The sequence below is a fragment of the Actinokineospora fastidiosa genome, assembly GCF_014648415.1.
Lineage (GTDB): Bacteria > Actinomycetota > Actinomycetes > Mycobacteriales > Pseudonocardiaceae > Actinokineospora > Actinokineospora fastidiosa.
Genome location: NZ_BMRB01000006.1, coordinates 300,740 through 318,777 on the forward strand (window position 1 = coordinate 300,740; position 18,038 = coordinate 318,777).

17 protein-coding genes and 1 tRNA gene are annotated in these 18,038 nt (G+C 73.0%); 13 read left to right on the forward strand and 5 right to left on the reverse strand.

The window, feature by feature from the left end; genetic code table 11:
* Positions 1–336: 336 nt before the first annotated feature.
* On the reverse strand, positions 337–771 hold the full coding sequence (locus tag IEY98_RS27590) for a nitroreductase family deazaflavin-dependent oxidoreductase (protein ID WP_189213575.1): 435 nt from the start codon (positions 769–771) through the stop codon (positions 337–339).
* 205 nt (positions 772–976) lie between these two features.
* Between IEY98_RS27590 and IEY98_RS27595 the strand changes: the two genes are divergently transcribed.
* From IEY98_RS27595 to IEY98_RS27625, 7 genes are all read left to right on the forward strand, one after another.
* Positions 977–1,261, forward strand: coding sequence for a hypothetical protein (locus tag IEY98_RS27595; RefSeq protein WP_189213576.1), 285 nt, complete (start codon positions 977–979; stop codon positions 1,259–1,261).
* Between the two features lie 60 nt (positions 1,262–1,321).
* Entirely contained in the window at positions 1,322–2,869 is a 1,548-nt protein-coding gene (locus IEY98_RS27600) for a SulP family inorganic anion transporter (RefSeq protein ID WP_189213577.1), read from the forward strand.
* The gene (locus IEY98_RS27605; protein ID WP_189213578.1) at positions 2,866–5,580 is read left to right on the forward strand and encodes a DUF2309 domain-containing protein; all 2,715 of its coding nucleotides are present in this window, start codon (positions 2,866–2,868) and stop codon (positions 5,578–5,580) included. The genes IEY98_RS27600 and IEY98_RS27605 overlap by 4 nt, the downstream gene beginning before the upstream one ends.
* Positions 5,581–6,067: 487 nt before the next feature.
* Entirely contained in the window at positions 6,068–7,150 is a 1,083-nt protein-coding gene (locus IEY98_RS27610) for a proton-conducting transporter transmembrane domain-containing protein (protein WP_189213579.1), read from the forward strand.
* Positions 7,147–8,220, forward strand: coding sequence for a hypothetical protein (locus IEY98_RS27615; RefSeq protein WP_189213580.1), 1,074 nt, complete (start codon positions 7,147–7,149; stop codon positions 8,218–8,220). The genes IEY98_RS27610 and IEY98_RS27615 overlap by 4 nt, the downstream gene beginning before the upstream one ends.
* An 18-nt stretch (positions 8,221–8,238) precedes the next feature.
* Positions 8,239–10,164, forward strand: coding sequence for a glycogen debranching N-terminal domain-containing protein (locus IEY98_RS27620; protein WP_189213581.1), 1,926 nt, complete (start codon positions 8,239–8,241; stop codon positions 10,162–10,164).
* 83 nt (positions 10,165–10,247) lie between these two features.
* Positions 10,248–10,559, forward strand: a complete 312-nt coding sequence (locus tag IEY98_RS27625; protein WP_189213582.1) for an STAS domain-containing protein — start codon at positions 10,248–10,250, stop codon at positions 10,557–10,559.
* Here IEY98_RS27625 and IEY98_RS27630 read toward each other — a convergent pair.
* The 3 genes from IEY98_RS27630 to IEY98_RS27640 all read right to left on the reverse strand — a co-directional run bounded on the left by IEY98_RS27630 (position 10,548) and on the right by IEY98_RS27640 (position 12,311).
* Positions 10,548–11,018: an MSMEG_6728 family protein gene (locus IEY98_RS27630; protein ID WP_189213583.1), complete on the reverse strand. Its 471-nt coding sequence runs from the start codon at positions 11,016–11,018 to the stop codon at positions 10,548–10,550. The two genes, IEY98_RS27625 and IEY98_RS27630, sit on opposite strands and share 12 nt — an antisense overlap.
* Entirely contained in the window at positions 11,018–11,497 is a 480-nt protein-coding gene (locus IEY98_RS27635; RefSeq protein WP_189213584.1) for a TspO/MBR family protein, read from the reverse strand. The genes IEY98_RS27630 and IEY98_RS27635 overlap by 1 nt, the downstream gene beginning before the upstream one ends.
* 154 nt (positions 11,498–11,651) lie before the next feature.
* Positions 11,652–12,311 (reverse strand): HSP18 transcriptional regulator, encoded by a 660-nt coding sequence (locus IEY98_RS27640; RefSeq protein WP_229787573.1) that lies wholly within the window; start codon positions 12,309–12,311, stop codon positions 11,652–11,654.
* 96 nt (positions 12,312–12,407) lie between these two features.
* Between IEY98_RS27640 and IEY98_RS27645 the strand changes: the two genes are divergently transcribed.
* Together IEY98_RS27645 and IEY98_RS27650 are read left to right on the forward strand one after the other, a co-directional pair.
* A complete protein-coding gene (locus tag IEY98_RS27645) occupies positions 12,408–12,833 on the forward strand; it encodes an Hsp20/alpha crystallin family protein (protein WP_189213585.1) in 426 nt (141 codons plus the stop codon).
* A gap of 51 nt (positions 12,834–12,884) precedes the next feature.
* The gene (locus IEY98_RS27650; RefSeq protein ID WP_189213586.1) at positions 12,885–13,289 is read left to right on the forward strand and encodes a DUF6292 family protein; all 405 of its coding nucleotides are present in this window, start codon (positions 12,885–12,887) and stop codon (positions 13,287–13,289) included.
* Positions 13,290–13,335: 46 nt separating this feature from the next.
* On the opposite strand, the gene IEY98_RS27655 is transcribed toward IEY98_RS27650, so the two are convergent.
* Entirely contained in the window at positions 13,336–14,433 is a 1,098-nt protein-coding gene (locus tag IEY98_RS27655; RefSeq protein ID WP_189213587.1) for an ABC transporter ATP-binding protein, read from the reverse strand.
* 283 nt (positions 14,434–14,716) lie between these two features.
* Between IEY98_RS27655 and IEY98_RS27660 the strand changes: the two genes are divergently transcribed.
* The 4 genes from IEY98_RS27660 to IEY98_RS27675 all read left to right on the forward strand — a co-directional run bounded on the left by IEY98_RS27660 (position 14,717) and on the right by IEY98_RS27675 (position 18,017).
* Entirely contained in the window at positions 14,717–16,024 is a 1,308-nt protein-coding gene (locus IEY98_RS27660; RefSeq protein WP_189213588.1) for an ABC transporter substrate-binding protein, read from the forward strand.
* A gap of 60 nt (positions 16,025–16,084) precedes the next feature.
* A complete protein-coding gene (locus IEY98_RS27665; RefSeq protein ID WP_189213589.1) occupies positions 16,085–17,056 on the forward strand; it encodes a carbohydrate ABC transporter permease in 972 nt (323 codons plus the stop codon).
* Positions 17,053–17,877: a carbohydrate ABC transporter permease gene (locus IEY98_RS27670; RefSeq protein WP_189213590.1), complete on the forward strand. Its 825-nt coding sequence runs from the start codon at positions 17,053–17,055 to the stop codon at positions 17,875–17,877. The genes IEY98_RS27665 and IEY98_RS27670 overlap by 4 nt, the downstream gene beginning before the upstream one ends.
* 68 nt (positions 17,878–17,945) lie before the next feature.
* A tRNA-Arg gene (locus IEY98_RS27675) sits at positions 17,946–18,017 on the forward strand.
* The last annotated feature ends 21 nt before the right edge of the window (positions 18,018–18,038 follow it).

Below are 18,038 nucleotides of genomic sequence, written 5' to 3' on the forward strand. Positions count from 1 at the left end.
GACAACCGCTGACCCCGGCTCGCCGGCCCCAGGCCGCCGCGCCCTGCACCCACCCGCCACCAGCCGCGGGCGGACTTCCGGGCCGCTTTGCCCCACGAGCAACCAGGCCCGCCTCGGCCCGCCTAGTCGCCGTCTACCACGCTTCCTCAGCCCGCCCCTTGCCCGCATGGGCAAGCACCGCTGGCCTTTCCATCCCCGCCAAGCCACCGCTCGGCGGGGGTGCAGCTTCCGGGTAGCGCCTTCTGCCCGCTGCGCTCGTTGGCCCGCCCGCATGCCAGCCGGGCGACCGTCCATTCTGGAGCCGCGCGGATCGGGAATGATCCGCGCGGCCTGGTCTTAGAGTGGCTCGAGGACGAAGACCGGGATCTCGCGGTCGGTGTTGCGTTGGTAGTCGGCGTAGTCCGGGTACGCCTCGACGGCCTTGTCCCACCAGAAGGCTTTCTCGTCGCCGGTCACCTCGCGGGCGCGCATGTCCTGGCGGCGTGGGCCGTCCTGGAGTTCGACGACCGGATCGGCCTTCACGTTGTGGTACCAGACCGGGTGTTGGGGGGCGCCGCCCAGGGAGGCGACGACGGCGTACTTCCCGTCGTGTTCGACGCGCATCAGCGGGGTCTTGCGGATCTTGCCGGACTTGGCGCCCCGGGTGGTCAGGATGACGACGGGCATGCCGCGCATCGTCGTCCCCTCCGTGCCCCCGGAGCTCTCATACAGCTCGACCTGCTCCCGCACGTGCTTCTCGGGGCTGGGCTCGTACTCGCCTTGCAGCGGCATCCGGCGTCGTCCTTCCCTCGGTGGTGATCCGCTCCGATCGTCGCCCACGGGCCCGCGCCCCGCCAACCGGGGCGGAATCGAGGCGTGGTGGTGATCACAGTTTTTCGATGACGCCGACAATGGGAATGGGCAAACCTTGACGAATTCGACCGCCATGCCATGATCGATTGAAAGCGGGTCTCGACCGCGGAGGGGGGCGGGAAGAATGCTGGCCGCAATCGTCGCCGCCATTGTCATCCTCCTCTCCGGCCCGGCCGTGAACACCCCGGTCGCGGGCGCCGACGCCTGCGCTGCGCACGCGGTGGCGACCCCGCACGTCGAGCTGGAGTCCTTGCAGGACGCCGAGAAAGCCGTGCCGCCCTTAGGCGACTCGACCGGCCTGCCACCTCAGCCGCACCCCGGGCGCGAGACCGCGCGACAGGCCCGGTCCGTCGCGCCGCTGTGCCCGCCCGTGCGCGGTTCACCGGACGGAATGTCCATTTCCGCCTGAGCCGCCCGATATACGCGCGCGCCCTTTTCCGGCGCGCGTCTTCACCCCCGAGGAATATTCATGAATAGCCACTCGCGCCCCGAAACGGCGGCGCGGGGCTTCACGTTCGCCGATGTGAAGTCCGGTTTCCTGGTCTGCCTGATCGCCCTGCCGCTGTCCCTCGGGATCGCGTTGGCCAGCGGTTTCCCGCCGATCGCAGGCGTGATGACCGCGATCGTGGGCGGGGTGCTGGTGACCCTGTTCGGCAGCGCCCGGCTGACCATCAAGGGACCGGCGGCCGGGCTGATCGTCATCGCCGTCGGCGCCGTGCACGACCTCGGCGGCGGCGACATGGTCGCCGGCTACCGCAGGGCCATCGCCGCAGGCGTGGTCGCCGCGGCGCTGCAGATCCTGTTCGCCCTGTTCCGGGTGGCCACGATCGGGATGATCCTCTCGCCATCGATCGTGCACGGGATGCTCGCGGCCATCGGCGTGATCATCATCGCCAAGCAGGTCCACGTGCTCGCGGGTGTCGAGCCGGAGGCCGAGACGCCGGTCGGGCTGATCGCCGAGATCCCGCACAGCCTGCTGCACCCCGACCCGACGGTGCTGCTCATCGGCGCGACCGCGCTGGCCATGATGGTCGTCGTCCCGATGGTGCGCGGCCTGCGCCTGGTGCCCGCGCCGCTGGCCGTGCTGGCGGTGGCCGTGCCCGCCGCCCTGCTCACGCACCTGGCCGACGACAAGCTGGTGAACCTGCCCGGCTCGCTGGCCGACGCGGTCGTCCTCCCGGACTTCAGCCAGGTCCTCAGCGGCACCTCGATCCAGTACATCCTGATGTTCGCGCTGATCGGCACGGTCGAGTCCACGCTGACGGTGATCGCCGTCGACGGGATGGACCCGCTGCGGCGCGCGTCCGACCTCAACCGGGACCTGCTCGCCCTCGGCGGCGGCAACCTGGTCTGCGCGCTCATCGGCGGCCTGCCGATGATCTCGGAGATCGTGCGCAGCAAGGCCAACGTCGACGCGGGCGCGACCTCGCGCTGGGCCAACTTCTCCCACGGCGCGTTCCTGCTGCTGTTCGTCGCGCTCATCCCGGGCGTGCTGCAGCTGATCCCGCTGACCGCGCTGGCCGCGATGCTCGTCTACACCGGGTTCCGCCTGGCGTCGCCGAGCGCGTTCCGGCACGCCGCGGCCACCGGCCGGGACCAGCTGGCGCTGTTCCTCACGACGTTCGCGGTCACCCTGCTCACCGACCTGCTGGTCGGCGTGGGCGCGGGCCTGCTGCTCAAGCTCGTGCTGCACCTGGCGCGCGGCGTCCCGCCCTCGGCCATCGTGCGGCCGAGGGTCGACCAGGCCCGGTCCGGGCCGGTGCTGCGGCTGAGGGTGCGCGGCGCGGCCGTGTTCCCCGCCCTGCTGCCGATCCGGCGCGCGGTCGCCGCGGCCGGTCCGGGCGTCACCGAGGTGGTCGTGGACCTGAGCGACGCGCGCCTGGTCGACCACACCTTCCTCGACCGGCTGGAGACGCTGGCCAAGGAGTGGCCCACCGCGGCCCTGACCATCGAGGGACGCGCCGGGCTCGCCCCGGTCGCCGACCACCCGCACGCGACCCACCGGCGGCGGCCGTGATCGGGAAGCTGATCGACCACGCGGCCGCGCTGCTGCCTGCGCAGGGTCCGCTGCAGACGTTCATCCACCACAACCCGCTGCACGCGTTCGAGGACATGGAGTTCACCGACGCGGTCGCCGCCGCGGCCCGGCTCCACGGGACCGAGCCCTACCAGAGCGAACGCGCCTTCCACGACCTGATGCGCCAGGGCCGCGTCCAGACCGCCGACATCGACGCCGTCGTCGCCGAAGAGGTCGACGACGGCGGACGCGTGATCATTCCCGGCGGGCCGAACCGCGCGGTGTTCCACTGCGAGCGCCTGCACCACTGGGTCGACGTGCCCGCCAGCGAGCGCGTGCCGTGGCTGCTGGCCGAGACCGACGCGCTGACGGCGGTGACCCCGCTCGCCTCGGCGGAGCGCCGCGCCGCGCTCGCCGGAACGGACCTCGGCGCGCTGTGGCGCCACCTGGCCGCCCTCGCGCCGCAGAAGGTGGCCGGGCCGCCGGGCGTGCGGCCGAGGGACCGGCTGCTGGCCGCCACCGGGGCCGACGCCGACCACCTCGCCCATCCCGTGCTGATCCGCGTCACCGCCGCGTTCCTCGACCAGGGCGTGGCCCACTGGCCGATGCCCGCGCGCGACCACGGCCTGCTCGCGGCGTTCCGCGCGCTTTATGGGCGGAGACTGCCCGACCAGGGGAGCTGGGACGCCGAGACCACGATCCGGTGGGCACTGGGCGAACTCGGCGTGGCCGAGGCGGACTGGGCCGAGGTCATCCAGGACACGCTGCTGTCCCTGCCGGGCTGGGCGGGCATGGTGCGCCACCTCGAACACCGGCCCGACAGCGCGCCGGTCGCCGCGCCGCCCGCCCGGCTCGCCGACTACCTCGCGGTGCAGCTGATCCTCGACGTGGTCGCCGCGCGGTCGATCGCGGCGCTGCCCCGGCGCGCGGTCCCGGAGCCGGGGCCGGACCTCGCGCTGGTGTACGAGGCGTTCGTGCTGGCCCAGGTCATGCCGGTCGCGGTGGCCGCGCTCGCCGACCCCCGGCACGCCGCTGCCTGGCTCGGCGCGGTCGCCGAGTGCGACGACCGGCGCAGGCGGTGGCTGCTGCACCTGGCCTACGAGCGCCGCCACCGCGAGGACGTCCTGGGCTCGCTCGTCGCCCACCAGCGGCTCGCCCGGCCCGCGCCCGCGCCCGCGTGGCAGGCGGTGTTCTGCCTGGACGAGCGCGAGGAGTCGCTGCGCAGGCACCTGGAGGAGACGGACCCGGAGGTGGCGACGTTCGGCGCGGCGGGCTTCTTCGGCGTCGCCATGCGCTATCGGGGCCATCGCGATGTGCGGGAGCGTCCACTGTGCCCGGTCGTGGTAACGCCCACGAAGACGGTCACGGAGGTGGCCGACACGCGGCATCGCCCGACCCTGCGGGCGCGGTGGCGCAGGCACCTGCACGTGGGGTCGCGCACCCTGGGTCGCGGCGGGCTTCTGGCTCTGATGCTCGGGATCGGGCATGCTCTTGTCCTTATCGGACGGTGCTTGTTCCCGAGCGCGGCGCATCGGGTGTTCGACCGGTCCGCTCCGGCGCGGAACACCAGACTCGTCCTGGAGCCGGAGTTCAGCGTCACGGAGATGGCGGACGTGGTCGCCGGGATCACGCGGGCGACCGGGCTGGCGGCGGGCTTCGCGCCGCTCGTGCTCGTGGTGGGACACGGGTCGACCAGCATGAACAACCCGCACGAGTCCGCGCACGACTGCGGCGCGACCGGGGGCGGGCGCGGCGGGCCGAACGCGCGCGCCTTCGCCGCGATGGCCAACCACCCGGGCGTGCGCGCGCGGCTGCGGGAATCGGGCGTGGACATCCCGGAGGGGACCTGGTTCGTCGGTGCGTACCACAACACGGCGGACGACACGGTGGCGTACTTCGACACCGACCTGGTGCCCGCGCCGCGCGCCGCCGACCTCGACCGGGCGCGCGCGGCCCTGGCGGCCGCGTGCGCGGCGGACGCGCACGAGCGCTGCAGACGGTTCGGGTCGGCCCCGGCCGACCTGCCCGCGCACCGCGCGCTCGGCCACGTGCTGCGGCACTCCGTCGACCTCTCCCAGCCGCGCCCGGAGTACGGCCACGCGACGAACGCCGTCTGCCTCATCGGCGAACGCTCCCTCACCCGCGGCCTGTTCCTGGACCGACGCGCGTTCCTGGTGTCGTACGACCGCGACCTCGACCCCGACCAGACCCTCCTGGACGCCTTGCTGCGCGCGGCGGGCCCGGTGTGCGCCGGGATCAACCTGGAGTACTACTTCAGCTTCGCCGATCCCGTGGGCTACGGGTGCGGGACGAAGCTCCCGCACAACATCGTGGGCCTGCTCGGCGTGATGGACGGACACGCATCCGACCTGCGCACCGGGCTGCCCTGGCAGATGGTCGAGATCCACGAGCCGGTCCGCCTCCTGCTGGTCGTCCGCGCCGCCCCCCGCCCCCTCCTCGACCTCTGCCTCCGCGACCCCGCCCTCGCCCGCCTGGTGGGCAACGGCTGGATCCGCCTGGTCGCCTGGAACCCCGAGGACGACACACTCCACCTCTTCACCGACGGCGCCTTCGACCCGTACACCCCGGCCGACGTCCCGCTGCCGGTCGTCACCACCTCCCAGGCCGCCTACGCAGGCCAACGCGGCCCGGCCCCCTACGCCCACGTCCGATCCCCCCACCCCGCCCCCGTCCTGGACGGCACTCCATGACCGGCGGTTCAGCGGCGGCCAGGACAACCCCAGCCGCCCGACACGCCCACGACAGCACCCACGCCCAACCCGGTGCGGCGAAGGTCCCACTGGCTGCCCTAGCCGGCGGGGCGAAGACCCCGACGGATGGGATGGTCGGTCGGGCAAAGAGCCCCACGGACGCGCTGGCCTGCCGCGCGAAGACCCCCACGGACGGGTTGGCTGGCCGGGCAAGGAATCCCAAGCTGGCCGCGAGAGCGAAGCCCCTGTCCGGCGGTGGGGCGAAAGCCGCAGCGGGTGACCCTGCCGATGCGATGAAGGTCGCGGCGAGTGGTCTGCCCGGCCGGGTGAAGGTCCCGTCGGGTGTTCCAGGCGGCTGGGCGAAGGCCGCATCCCGGCTAGACGGAAGGCGCAAGCGCTTGCGGTGGGAGGTTCGTCCTCGTGGCGGCCACACCACCCGGCGGGGCCTCCGCGCTCCCCTCCCACCGAACACCCCCGGTGGTGTGCGATGACCGGCTGGTACCTGGCACCACTCGCCCCGTTCGTCGGGTTCGCCGGTATGGGCGTGGCGGCGTGGTTCGGCGTGCGGCTGCCCGAACGGCTGGTCTCCTGGGTCACCGTCAGCGGCTGCGCGGCGGCCGCGCTGGGCGCGTGGTTCGCCGAAGGCTGGCTGGAGCGGTCGTTCGTCGTGCTCGTCGGGGTGCTCGGCGCCCTGATCGGGATGTTCTCGCGGCGGTATCTGCATCGGGAGCCGGGGTTCCTGCGGTTCCACCTCCTGCTCTGCCTGTTCGTCGCCGCGGCCGAGGTGGTCGTGGTGGCGCACGACCTCCGCCAGACGCTGGTCGGGTGGGAGGTGTGCGGGCTCGCCTCCGCCCTGTTGATCGCCTTCTTCCACCAGCGGCGCGGACCGCTCGACCACGGGCTGCGGGCGTTCTGCGTCTACCAGCTGTGCGACATCGGGCTCGTCCTGCTGGTCACACTCCCCCACGCGCCCGCACCGGTCGCGGGTGGGCTGGTGCTGCTCGCGGCCATCGGCAAGTCCGCGCAGTTCCCCCTCGGCGGGTGGCTGCCGCGCGCGATGGAGGGGCCGACGCCGTCCAGCGCGATCTTCTACGGCGCCATCTCGGTCAGCCTCGGCCCCTATCTCCTCCTGCACACCCGACCCCTCTGGGACGCCTCGACCCTCGCGCACGCCGCGATCATCACCGTCGGTGTCCTCACCGCCCTCCACGCCACCGTCATCGCGCGCGTCCAGACCGACATCAAAAGCGCCCTCGCCTACGCATCGATGACCCAGGTGGCGCTGGTCTTCATCGAGGTCGGACTCGGCTGGACCGTGCTGGCCGCGGTCCACCTCGCCGCGCACGCCGTGCTGCGCACCGGGCAGTTCCTGCGCTCCCCCAGCCTGCTCCACGACCACCACCTGCTCGAACAGGACCTCGCGGGCCCCCTTCCCCCCACCGGCCGGTTCTTCACCGCCCTTCCGGAGCCCGCGCGCATCCGCCTCTACCGCTACGGCATCGCCCGCGGCCACACCGACACCCTGCCGCGCGCCATCACGCACCTGCTCCGCAAGGCGGCCAGGCGATGATCTCCCTGACCGCGCTCGCGATCTCGGTCCTCTGGGCCGTCGCCGCGCTCTCCTCGGGCACCCGGGCGACACCCGCCGCCGCCCGACGGACCGCCGCCTGCTGGGCGACCGGCCTGCTCGCCGTGTCCCTGATCCCCGCCGTCGCCAGGCCCGCGGACCCGCTCGGCGCCTGGCTGGGACTGCCCATCGCCGCATGGGCGCCGGGCACGGCGCTGGCCGCGGTCTGCGTCTGCGGCCTGCTCGCCACCGCGCTGGCCCCCGCGGCCGACCACCCGCCGCGCACCGTGGCGCTGGTCTGCCTGCTGTTCGCCGCGGCCACGGGCCATCTCGCCGTCCGGCACCCGGTGGCCGACGCGCTGCTCTGGGCCTGCTCGATCGCGCTGGCCTGGCCGTTCCTGCGCGGCCCCGGCTACCTCATGGCCCAGGCCGCGGGCATGGCCTGCGCCGGCTGGGGCGTCCCGCTCGGCGCGCTGGCCCGCTCGGTCGCCTGGACGACCCGCGCGCCGATGGCCGTGCTCGTCGCGGTGACCGCCGTCCCGGTGCACGCCACGGCCTTGCCCACCCCGGTGCGCACCGCGGCGGCGGCGTTCGCGGCCGTGGCCGCCGCCTACGCCCTCGCCCAGGTCGACGTCCGGCGCGTGCTCGCCGGGCTGGCGCTGTCGCTCAACGGCTTCCTGCTCGCGGGCGTCGCCTGGCAGGCGCTGGCCATCGCCGTCTCCGGCCTGGCGATGACCACCGCCGCCCTGGAGGCCCGCCGCGGCGGCCTGTCGCTGGCGATCCCGAACGGCAGCCTGACCGAGACACCCCGGCTGGCGGTCGCGTTCCTCGTGTTCGGCCTGGCCGCCGTGGGCTTTCCGCCCCTGCTCGGGTTCGCGGGCGTCCACCACGCCATCGAGGCGACACCGCTGCTGGCGCTGGCCGCGGCCGTCAACGGGATCACCGTGCTGCGCGCGTTCCTGCGCCTGTTCGGCGGCGTGGTCCACCGCACCGGCGAGCACGACCTGACCCGCATGGAGCGCTACGCCGTCACGATCGCGGCCGCCACCCTCGTCGCGGGGGTGCTGGTCTAGGCGCGGACACTGGTCGGCATGAGGCATCCACTCGTGCACGACCTGGTCGTCACCACGGCCGCGCCGTCGGTGCTGCTCTGCGGGCAGGACGGCCAGCTGCGCGGCACGGGCGCGCACGGCCTGCTGCACGGCGACCGCAGGGTCCTCTCCGGGGCCGTGCTGACCGTGGACGGCCGCGAGCCGGAGGTCATCTCGGGCCGGGACGGCTTCCTCGGCCTGCTCCGCGACCTCGACCCCGGCGCCGACCCGACGGCCAGGGTCTGGCGCAGGCGGACGCTGCGCCCCGGCGTCCTGACCGAGCGGCTGGAGCTGGAGCTGCCCGCCGGGGAGCACACCGTCGAGGTGGTGCTGTGGGCGGACCTCGCCGGGATCGAGCACGTCCGCTCCGGCGTCGAGGACCCCGCGGTGCCCGCGCTGGCCGACGGCTGGGCCGCGCGCGGCCTGCGCGCCCGGGTGCGCGCGCCCGGCGCCGACCTGCTCCCCCGCGGCGACGAGCTGGTGCTGCGCTGGACGCCCACCGGTCCGGCCAGTCTGGAGTGGACGCTCGAAGTGGACGACCCGGACGCGGTGTTCGCCGCAGCGGCCTCGGTCGTGCCCCGCCCGGAGGTCGTCTGCGACGACCCGCGCCTGGCGGCCGTGGTGAGCCGCGCCGTCGACGACCTCGACTCGCTGCTGCTCGCCGACGGCCCCGACACCTTCGCCGCCGCGGGAGCTCCCTGGTACCTGACCCTGTTCGGCCGCGACAGCCTGTGGACCGCCCGGCTGGGCCTGCCGTGGACGACGGCGCTCGCGGGCTCCACCCTGCGGGTCCTGGCCCGCGTGCAGGGCGTCAGGCACGACCCGGCGACCGGAGAGGCGCCCGGCAAGATCCCGCACGAGCGCCGCCGCGCGGGGTTCCGGCTGGGCGGGATGGTCCTGCCGCCGCTGTACTACGGCACCATCGACGCCACCGCGCTGTGGGTATGCCTGCTGAGCGACGCCCACCGCCACGGCCTGCCCGACGACGAGGTCCGAGCCCTGCTGCCCGCCCTGCGCCGCGCCCTGGCGTGGATCGCCGAGTCCGGCGGCCGCTACGTCGACGAGACCGGGCAGGGCCTGGCCAACCAGGGCTGGAAGGACTCCGTCGACGCGGTCCGCTTCGCCGACGGCAGCTTCGCCGTGCCGCCGATCGCGCTGGCCGAGGTCCAGGGCTACAACCACGAGGCGCTGGTCGCGGGCGCGGCCCTGCTGGAGCGCTTCGGCGAGGACCCCGGCGGCCACCGCGCCGAGGCCGACCGCGTAGCCGCCGACTTCCGGGCCCGGTTCTGGGTCGACGGCGTCCCCGCCATGGCCGTCGACGGCACGGGCGCGCCGGTCGACTCCCCGGCCAGCAACATGGCGCACCTGCTCGGCACCGGCATCCTCACCCCGGCCGAGTCCGCCGCCGTCGCCGCGCGGATCGCCGAACCCGATCTGACCACCCCGTACGGCCTGCGCACCATGTCTGACCGGGTGGCGGCCTACAACCCGCTGAGCTACCACTGCGGCTCGATCTGGCCGCACGACACCGCGATCGCCATCCGGGCGCTGGCCGAGGACGGCTTCGGCGACCAGGCCGCCGACCTGGCCGCCCGGCTGGTCCGCGCGGGCGCGGCCATCGGCGAACTCCCCGAGCTGTACGCGGGCTACGCCGACGGGCCCGCGCCGATCCCGTACCCGGCGGCGTGCCGACCGCAGGCGTGGTCGTCGGCCGCCGCGCTCACGGTCCTCACCGCGCTGCTGGGCCTGCGCGTCGACGGGCGGGAGATCACCGTCCGACCGCCGCGCCCGATGCCGCTGGGCGCGCTGGCGGTGTCCGGGATCCCGCTGCCCGGCGGCGAACTGGCCGTCGCGGTCGACCGGGACGGGACCGTCCTGAGCGCGACCGCGCCGGAGGCGTATCGGATCAGGCGGGCGGACCCGTAAGATCATCTGAGTACGATGGGCTCACCCGGGGTTGAACCACCAGCCCGGAGTCCGTCCGACACCGTGATGGCAGGCGGTCCCCGATGGCTGACGGCGCGGTCCAGGTCCTGGTGACGCTGCGCGCGCGAGGACCGGCGGCCCGGATCTGCGGCGCGCTCGACGCGACGACGACCGCGGCCGCGCTGGCCGAGCTGACGCCGCTGCTGCGGCTGCCCGGCTCCGCGCTGGAGCTCGACCTGTCCGAGGTCTCCTTCTGCGACTCCGCGGGCCTGCGCATGCTGATCGACCTGCAGACGACGGTGACCGCGGCGGGAAGGTCGCTGGTCATCGCCGACCGGGGCGCGGTCGTCGCCCGGGTGCTCGAGCTGACCGGGACCGAGAGCCTATTCGCCTGAGCGGTCCGAGGCGGGCCACACGTAGGGCAGGTCCGGCGGCACGTCCGGGAACAGCCGCCGGTAGTGGTCGGGGGCCTTGCGCACCAGCGCGGACTGGTGGCTCAGGTGGACCGACGCGTCCCCCAGCCACGGCGGCACCTCCCCCGCCGCGCACAGCTCCCACTGCCCGCGCACCTCGGCGATGTCCCTGGCCCGCCCCAGGTCAGCCCGCAGCGTCGCCGCGCACGTGTCGGCGTGGCCCGCGGCGCACCAGACGGCGCAGATCTCCAGCCCGTACCGGACCAGCGCCTCCTCGTACCCCGACCACATCCGCACGGCCGGGTGCCGCCGCCACCCGTACCCGGGCACGGTGAGCCCGCGCAGCACCTGGATCGCCTCGACCCGCTGCTTGCCGAGCCGCTTGGGGTCCAGCACCCGGGCGGTCGCGGCGAAGTCGGCGTAGGGCAGGAAGGTCTGCATCAGTTGAGCACCACGATCGCGGCGTTCAGCGCCGTGGCGTAGCCGACCCACAGCGCGTACGGCACCAGCAGCGCGCCCGCGACCCTGTGCAGGCGGAAGAACCACCCGGTCAGCACGACGACGGCGACCAGCAGCACGACGATGTCCACGAGGGCGAGCCCGTACTCGCGCGCGGCGAAGAACAGCGGCGTCCACGCGGCGTTGAGCAGGAGTTGGGCGGCGTACAGCACCATCGCGGGGCCCAGCCCCCTGCGCCGCCACACCAGCCAGCCGGACACGGCGATCAGCACGTACAGCGCGGTCCACACCGGCCCGAACAGCCAGGACGGCGGCGCCCACGGCGGCAGCCGCAGCTGCTGGTACTGCGTGCCCGCCGAGCCCGCGGCGATCGCGCCGACGACGGCGACCGCGGCCACCGCCGCGCCGAACACCAGCAGCCCCGCGACCGACGACCGGGGGCTCGTCGGGACAGCGGTCATTCCCCACCTCCGCCTGGGACATCCTCAGCACAGGTGGTACCCGCGATCGCCGAGGGCTACACGCGCCCCGGACGCTCCACTCAGGACTTCGCCGGGCGCGGAGGGCCGTCCGGGCCGAGGTCGCTGTCCGGCCCGGCATCCCGGCGGGCGTTCCTCACCCGCTTCGCCGCGAGCCGCCGGGCGTGGCCGCGCGCTCGTCGCTGATCTCCCTGCGCACGCGCGCGGTCTGCTCGGCCACCTCGGCGATCCGGTCGGCGAGGCCGGGGTGGGTGCCGCGCAGGTGCGCGGCGGCGGCGGACAGCGGGTCGAGCAGGTCGCCGGGGTTGTCCGTGCCCAGCGCCTCGTGGATGCCCCGCCGCGCCTCGCCCGCCAGGCCGTCCACCGCGGCGACCTGGCCCGCGAGGCCGCGCAGCGCCGCGGAGTTGCGCCTCGCCCACTCGGCGACCGCGCGGTCGCCCGCGCGCCGGTCGCGCTCGGCGCGGACCCGGCCCTCGCCGGTGGCCTCCGCGTCGTCGGGCCGCAGCCGCAGGTAGCGCCGCTCGGCGGCCTGCCTGCTGGTGACGCCCAGCGCGGGGGCCAGCCGGGTCCAGCTCACGCCGAGCTCGCGCGCCGCGGCGATCAGCCTCGGCTCCAGCTCGCCGAGCTGGGAGCGCAGGTGGCGCAGCACGATCAGGGCGGACAGCACGTGCGCTGACTCGTCGGCGTCGCCCGCGACCTCGTGGATCAGCTCCAGCGGCGGGACGTCGCCGTAGCGCGCGCCGAGGTCGGCGCGTGCGGTCTCGTAGTCGTCCGACACCGCGGGCTCCTCTGTCATCAGATGGTTGACATCTCAGTTGTCGTCGTTCCGATGACATGCTACAACGGAGTCGTGCCGCATTGACACCCCGAACGACCAGGAGGTGGAGTACCGATGTTGATGCGCACCGACCCCTTCCGCGAGCTGGACCGCGTGGCGCAGCAGGTGTTCCAGGGGACGTGGACCCGGCCGTCGACCATGCCGATGGACGCCTACCGCCAGGGTGACGAGTTCGTGGTGGTGTTCGACCTGCCCGGTGTCGCGCCGGAGGCCATCGAGCTCGACGTCGAGCGCGACGTGCTGACCGTCAAGGCCGAGCGCAGGCCCACCGCCGTCGGCGAGGACGCGCAGACGCAGATCGCCGAGCGGACCCACGGTGTCTTCTCCCGCCAGCTGTTCCTGGGCGAGGCGCTCGACACCGACAACATCCGCGCCGAGCACGAGAACGGCGTGCTGACCCTGCGCATCCCGGTCGCCGAGCGCGCCAAGCCGCGCCGGATCGCCGTCAACGGCGCCGCGCCCAAGCAGATCGACGCCTGACCAGCCCCGGCGCCGGGCCCCGGCGGCCCGGCGCCCTCCCCGGACCCGGACATGATCCCCACCCTCTCCGCAGAAGCCATCGAACAGGGCCTGCGCGGCTACCTCGCCGCCGTCGGCGACCGGCTCGGCATCGGCCTGGAGTCCTGCGCCGTCGACCTCGGCCCGCCGCTGTCGGCCTACCTCGCCGTCGACCAGCGCCTCCCCGACCACCCCGACCGCGACGCCGCCCTGCTGTGGGACGAGCGCCACGGCTGGTCGGTGGCGGTGGAGACGCACTCCGGCGAGGACCTCATCGTCGTGGGCTACCTCGGCCCCGACCCGCTGCCGCGCCCGGACGCCGTGGCCCGGTTCCTCCGCGACGCCGCCCGAGGCGCGCGCTGCCGGACCGACCCGCCGGACGCCGACCCCGACGCCCTCGACCGGCTCGTCGACTACCGCGCCGTGGCGCTGATATAGCTGTGGCCCCGAACCGAACGGTCCGGGGCCACAGTCACGCTGAGACTCAGATGAGGCGGTCGCCGCTCTCCGGGTGGAACAGGTGCACTTCCTCGGGGTGGCGCAGGGCCACCCGCACGACCTGGCCGAGCGCGGGCGGCGTGCGCCCGTCGACCCGCATGACGACCCGCGAGCCGGGCTCGCCGGTGATCACGCCGTGCACGAGCGCGTCGGCGCCGAGCTCCTCGACCAGCTCCACGGTCAGGTCGAACGCCTGCGCGGTGTCGGCGGGGGCCAGGCTCAGCGACTCCGGCCGCACGCCCAGGGTCACCGACTGCAGGTTCTGCCGGGCGACGGCGTTGAACGCGTCGCGGCTCAGCGGCACGTTCATCCCGCCGAGCACCACGCCGTTGCCCGCGACCCGGGCCTCGCGCAGGTTCATCGCCGGGCTGCCCATGAAGCCCGCGACGAAGGCGTTGGCGGGGGTGTCGTAGAGCGCGCGCGGGGTGTCGCACTGCTGGAGCAGGCCGTCCTTGAGCACCGCGACCCTGTGCCCCATCGTCATCGCCTCGACCTGGTCGTGGGTGACGTAGATGGTGGTCGTGCCGAGCCGCCGCTGCAGGGCGGCGATGTTGGCGCGGGTCTCCACGCGCAGCTTGGCGTCGAGGTTGGACAGCGGCTCGTCCATGAGGAAGACCGCGGGGTCGCGCACGATGGCCCGGCCCATGGCCACGCGCTGGCGCTGGCCGCCGGAGAGGGCCTTGGGCTTGCGGGAGAGGTACTTCTCCAGGTCCAGCAGCTTGGCGGCCTCGGTGACCTTCTCGGTGATCTGCGCCTTCGGCATGCCCTGCAGCTTCAGCGCGAAGCCCATGTTCTGCCCGACGGTCATGTGCGGGTAGAGCGCGTAGGACTGGAACACCATGGCGATGTCGCGGCCCTTCGGCGGGACGTGCGTGACGTCGCGCTCGCCGATGCGGATCGTGCCCTCGTCGATGTCCTCCAGGCCCGCGAGCATGCGCAGCGCGGTCGACTTGCCGGAGCCGGAAGGCCCGACCAGCACCAGGAATTCGCCGTCCTCCACGGACAGATCGAGCTGGTCGACAGCGCGGACCGGCGGTGAACCCGCGTACACCCGCGATGCCGACTCGTACCGGACCTCGGCCACCTCGTCCTCCTCGCAAAACTTGCGCCGTGAATGCATTCAGACGGCTTAGTCGCACAGCATGCCTCACGTTCGCGTCCAACACCAGAGCCTCGTGACAACGGATTGCTGGATCCGTCAAGAATCGGTAACGAACGCGTACCCGGCGGTACCGAGCGACTGCCGAGCGGTGCACAGTGCCTCACACCGCGACGGGGCGGGGCGCGCTTCCGCGCAACCGCTCCGTCTCTGAACCGATTCACATGGAGGCGCCGTGCCGACGCACCGGGCAGTAGGGACCACTCCCGTGCGCAAGACTCACCGTTCCACCGCGATCCGACTCGCTGCCATCGCCGCCGTCGCCGTGACCGCCGCGGCCTGCGGCTCCGGCGACCCCGCGCCCGCCCCGGGCGCCGGGAACGGGACTCCCGCCGCCCTCGAAGGCGTCGGCCCCATCACGCTGGCGTCGGGCAAGGACACGTCGGGCAACATGCAGAAGCAGGTTGACGAGTGGAACAAGCTGCACCCCGACCAGAAGGTCACCATCGTCGAGCTGCCGGAATCCGCCGACCAGCAGCGGCAGCAGATGGTGCAGAACGCCCAAGCCCAGTCCGACGCCTACGGCGTGCTGAACCTCGACGTCGTCTGGACGGCCGAGTTCGCCGCGAACCAGTGGATCGTCGCGCTGCCGGAGAACGAGTTCCCGCTGGACAAGCTGCTCCCGGCGACCGTGGAGACGGGCAAGTACTTCAACAAGCTCTACGCCGTCCCGACCACCTCTGACGGCGGCCTGCTCTACTACCGCAAGGACCTGCTCGACGCCGTCGGCGCGCAGCCGCCGAAGACCTGGGCCGAGATGCAGGAGATCTGCGAGAAGGTCAAGGCCGACAACGCCTCGCTGGACTGCTACGCGGGCCAGTTCGAGAAGTACGAGGGCCTGACGGTCAACTTCAGCGAGGCGGTCAACTCCGCGGGCGGCGTGGTCGTCGGCGAGGACGGCAAGCCCAACGTCAACACCCCCGAGGCGGCCAAGGGCCTGCAGTTCCTGGTCGACGGCGTCAAGTCGGGCATGATCCCGGCCGAGGCCCGCACGTACAAGGAGGAGGAGGGCCGCCGCGCGTTCCAGGCCGGTGAGCTGATCTTCCACCGCCAGTGGCCGTACCAGTACGCGCTGGCCAACGCCTCCGACGGCTCGTCGAAGGTCGCGGGCAAGTTCGCCGTCGCCCCGCTGCCCGGCCTCGACGGCCCCGGCGCCTCCACCCTCGGCGGCCACAACTACGCCGTCAGCGCGTTCACCCCGAACAAGAAGACCGCGCTGGACTTCATCAAGTTCATGGTCGACGAGAAGCAGCAGCGGGCGAACCTGATGGCCACCTCGCAGGCCCCCACCTGGGCCGCGCTGTACGACGACGCGGAGCTGGTCGAGCAGTTCCCGTACCTGCCGTTCCTCAAGGCGTCCATCGAGAACGCCCAGAAGCGGCCGTCGGTGGTCAAGTACCAGGAGGTCTCCACCGCGATCCAGGAAGCCGCCTACTCCGCCATGAGCGGCGAGGTCGCGCCCGCAGACGCCCTGGCGACCCTGCAGACCAAGCTGGAACAACTGACCGCGAGCTGATCGACGCGGACGGCCTCGGGGGTGTGCTGACCCCCGAGGCCGCCGCAGTTGGAGGACTTCATGACCACCATGGTCGGAGCTCCGGTCGATCCCAAGCCCGATGCGACACCCCCCGGCCCGGGCCGCCGGGCGGGTGTCGGCAGGCTGGCCGCGCTCCTCGTCTCGCCCACGCTCATCGTGCTGGCCCTCGTCGTCGCCTACCCGATCATCTCGGCGGTCCGCCTGGCGTTCTACCGCCAGAGCGACGGCATCGACCCCCAGACGGGCATCCTGATCAAGGGCGACGAATTCGTCGGCCTGGACAACTTCTTCGACATGTTCCGCGGCGACACCGGGGACCGGTTCCTCAACGCGCTGCTGAACACCACCACGTTCACCGTCGTCGCGGTGGGCCTGGAGATCATCGTCGGCGTCCTGATGGCGCTGGTGATGCACCGCGCGTTCCGCGGCCGGGCGCTCGTCCGGGCGAGCATCCTGGTCCCGTGGGCGGTCCCGACCGCCATCGCTGGCCTGCTCTGGCGCTGGATCTTCCAGGCCGACGGCGTGGCCAACGACCTCGTGCCCGGCGCGCCGATCCTGTGGACGGCCGACGGCCCGCCCGCGTGGCTGGCCGTCGTCATCGCCGACACCTGGAAGACCGCGCCGTTCATCGGCCTGCTCGTCCTGGCGGGCCTGCAGGTCATCTCGAACGAGGTCTACGAGGCGGCCAAGCTCGACGGGGCGACGCCGTGGAAGACCTTCTGGTCGATCACGCTGCCGCTGGTGAAGCCCGCGCTGCTGGTGGCGGTGCTGTTCCGGATCCTGGACACGCTGCGCATGTTCGACCTGCCGTACACATTGATCGGTCCGGGCAAGGACGCCACGGACACGGTCACCGTGCTCGCGTTCGAGGAAGCGGTGAAGTTCGGCAACTACGGCCAGGCGTCGGCGTACTCGGTGGCGCTGTTCATCTACGTCGCCACGGTCGCCTTCGTCTTCGTCAAGCTGCTCGGCGCCGACGTCATCGGGGCGCAGCGGGGGAGGAAGCGATGACCCGAGCCCGCACCTGGCTGCCGTACCTCGGCATCGCCGTGATCGTCATCTACTGCCTGGCGCCGTTCTACTGGATGGTGGTGTCCAGCCTGCGGCGCACGTCGGACCTGTTCTCCGGCAGCCCCCTGCCCAACCCGCTGAGCCTGGAGAGCTACGCGGCCGCCTTCAGCCCCCAGAACGGCTTCCTCCGCTCCCTGGGCAACAGCTTCATCGTCGCGGGCGTCACCACGGTCGCCGTGCTGATCATCGGCATCCTGACCGCGTACGCGTTGGCGCGCCTGGACTTCCGCTTCAAGAACCTCGTCCTGGCCGTCATCATCACGACGTCGATGTTCCCCGGCATCTCGCTGCTGGTGCCCCTGCTGGAGCTGTTCAACGCCATCGGCTGGTTCAACACCTACCAGGCGATGATCGTGCCCAGCATGAGCTTCGCCCTGCCGCTGGCGGTGTGGAACCTGACGGCGTTCTTCCGCCAGATGCCCACGGAACTGGAGGAGGCCGCCCAGATCGACGGCTGCACCCCGGCCCAGGCGTTCCGCAAGGTCATCCTCCCCCTGGCGGCGCCGGGCGTCTTCACCACCGCGATCATCACCTTCATCGCGGCGTGGAACGAGTTCATCATCGCCCTGTCGGTGGTGAACAAACAGGAGCTGAAGACCGCCCCGGTCATCACCTCCCAGTTCACCGGCCAAGCCAACTTCGACGCCCCGTTCGGCACCCAGATGGCCGCAGGCGTGATCGTCACGATCCCCCTGGTCATCCTGGTCCTCCTCTTCCAACGCCGAATCGTGGCGGGCCTGACGGCAGGAGGCGTGAAGTAGCAGGTCAGCGTACGGGGCCAGGCCGATTTCGTAGCGCCGGGCCCCGTACGCTAGGCTTGCCGACGTTGGCCCCCGTAGCTCAGGGGATAGAGCACCGCCCTCCGGAGGCGGGAGCGCAGGTTCGAATCCTGCCGGGGGCACACCTTGTGACCAGCACAGAA